The sequence below is a fragment of the Mycobacterium sp. genome, assembly GCF_050701675.1.
Taxonomy (GTDB): Bacteria; Actinomycetota; Actinomycetes; order Mycobacteriales; family Mycobacteriaceae; genus Mycobacterium.
Map to the genome: position 1 here is coordinate 1 of NZ_JBOGDD010000597.1, position 2,447 is coordinate 2,447.

Below are 2,447 nucleotides of genomic sequence, written 5' to 3' on the forward strand. Positions count from 1 at the left end.
CTCCCTACGTCTGGCAGGCCCTCATCCGTGATCAGGGGTCGCCCCGGGTGACCGAGGTCGCCCTGTACGACGTCGACGAGGTCCGCCTGGCCACCATCACCACCATCCTCGATCAGCTCGCCGCCGGCTTCTCCGACGTACCCGCCTTGACGACCCACACCGAACTCGAACCCGCTTTGGAGGGAGCCGATTTCGTGTTCGCAGCGATCAGGGTCGGCGGGGTCGAACAACGCTGCTGCGATGAGCACGTCGCGCTCGATCTCAACGTGCTTGGACAGGAGACCACGGGACCGGGCGGAATCGCCTACGCCCTGCGCACCCTGCCGGTGATACTCGACATCGCCGAGACCATCCGCAGGGTGGCCCCGAAGGCGTACTTCCTGAACTTCACCAACCCCGCCGGCATCATCACCGAGGCGCTGCAGGGTGTGCTGGGTGACCGAGCGCTCGGAATCTGCGACACGCCCTCGGGTTTGGGTCGACGCGTGGCCGGCGTGCTCGGTTACGACCACACTCGCATCCAGATGGACTACGTGGGACTCAACCACCTGGGCTGGATGCGGCGAGTCCTCGTCGACGGCGTCGACGTCCTACCCGCCCTGCTCGCCGACGAACAGCGACTGGCTCGGATGGAGGAGGCCCAGGTCTTCGGCGCCGATTGGTTGCGCACGCTCGGACTGATCCCCAACGAGTACCTCTACTACTACTACTTCAACCGTGACGCGGTGCGACGCATCCTCGAATCCCCGCAGACCCGAGGTGACTTCCTGCTGGAGACACAGGGCCAATTCTTCGCGGAAGCCGCCGCCGAACCCGACCTTGCGGCGAAGTTGTGGACCGGTGCGGTGGACGAACGCGGCGCCAGCTACATGGCCGAGGCCAAGGGCGGCGTCCAGGGCGCCCCCGCCGTTGAGCGCGAACGCGAGACCGATCCCGCGCACCTGGGTTATGCCGGTGTGGCGCTTGGAGTGATGGCGGCGATCAGCCGTGACGAGAGGCGCACGATGATCCTCAACGTGCGCAACCGTGGCACCATCGCCGGTCTGCCCGACGACGCGGTAGTGGAAGTGCCTGCCATGGTCGACGCCAACGGCGTGCACCCACTGGCCCTGGATACCCAGCCAGACCTGCACCAGCTCGGATTGATGCAGCAGGTGAAGGCCGTTGAGCGGCACACCATCTCCGCCGCCGCCACCGGATCGACGGCGGAGGCACTCAAGGCGTTTGCATTGCACCCCCTCGTCGACTCGGTCAGCGTCGCGCGGGAGCTGCTCGCCGGCTACCTCGCGGCCAATCCCGACCTCGCCAGGGTGTTGGGGAAGCGTTCACTGGCGGCGTGACGCCAGTCGTCAAGATCGCCACGGATGCCGCGGCGGCGGGTGAGTCCGTCGGCGCGAACCAATGCAATATTCGCAGACCGGGGCCTTCAGCCTGGATGCACCCATACCGTCTGAGGCAAGCCGATTAGGCTGGGGTAACCGGTGGGCACAGCGTTGGCCCACACCCCTGGTTCAGGATCTGCTCGGAGGAGACTTATGCGTTGGCGGCTGCCGAATCGGGCGATGACGGGAATGGCGATCATCTGTGTGGCGCTGCTCGTAAACGGTTGTGAAGCACCGGCTTGGGGGACGCCGCCGAGCACTGAGAACACCCCGCAGGCACCACTTGCCATGCAGCCCGAAGCCCCACCGGCCCAGCCGACGGCCCCGCTCGTCGGACTCGACGCCCGCGTCCGTCAAGCCACCGCCGACGCGGCCAAGTCGGGAGCCAACATCGAGGTCGTCGTACTGGACCGTTCCACCGGCCAGATCGTCTCCAACGGTGTCAACAAGCCCTACCCGATCGCTTCCGTGGTGAAGCTGTTCATCGCCGACGACCTGCTGCTGCAGGAGTCGAAGGGCGAGACGCAACTTTCCCCTGCCGACCGAAAGTCACTCGACATCATGCTGCGGTCCTCCGACGACAGCGCAGCCCAGAACTTCTGGGACCGCAGCGGTCAAAACGCCATCATCGCGCGCGTCAAGGCACGCTACGGGTTGACCGGAACGACGGCACCCTACAACGGACACTGGGACGTCACGCAAAGCACCGCAAGCGATCTGGTCCATTACTACGACATGCTGTTGAACGGCACCGGTGGGCTGCCGCCAGAACAGACCAACGTCATCATCGGCGACCTCGCGCAGTCCACCCCGACGGGAACCGACGGGTACCCGCAGCGGTTCGGCATCCCCGAGGGACTCTATGCCGAGTCGGTCGCGGTCAAGCAGGGCTGGTTCTGCTGCTGGAACGGCGCCAACCAGTTGCACTTCTCCACCGGCATCATCGGACCCGAACACCGCTACGTGATGGCGATCGGCTCCCTGGACCCCACTAGCGCCGACGCTGCCCGTAGGAACATGACTCAGGCCGTCAAGACGATGTTCCCCGGCGGCAGGATCTAGTGC

General features: G+C 65.8%; 2 protein-coding genes. Both read left to right on the forward strand.

Going from position 1 to position 2,447, the window contains the following annotated elements; genetic code table 11:
• Window positions 1-1,340 (forward strand): 6-phospho-beta-glucosidase (locus ACRDUX_RS18360; RefSeq protein ID WP_526415449.1); only part of this gene is annotated, 1,340 nt, incomplete at its 5' end.
• A gap of 195 nt (window positions 1,341-1,535) precedes the next feature.
• On the forward strand, window positions 1,536-2,444 hold the full coding sequence (locus ACRDUX_RS18365) for a serine hydrolase (RefSeq protein ID WP_526415450.1): 909 nt from the start codon (window positions 1,536-1,538) through the stop codon (window positions 2,442-2,444).
• Window positions 2,445-2,447: the final 3 nt, after the last annotated feature.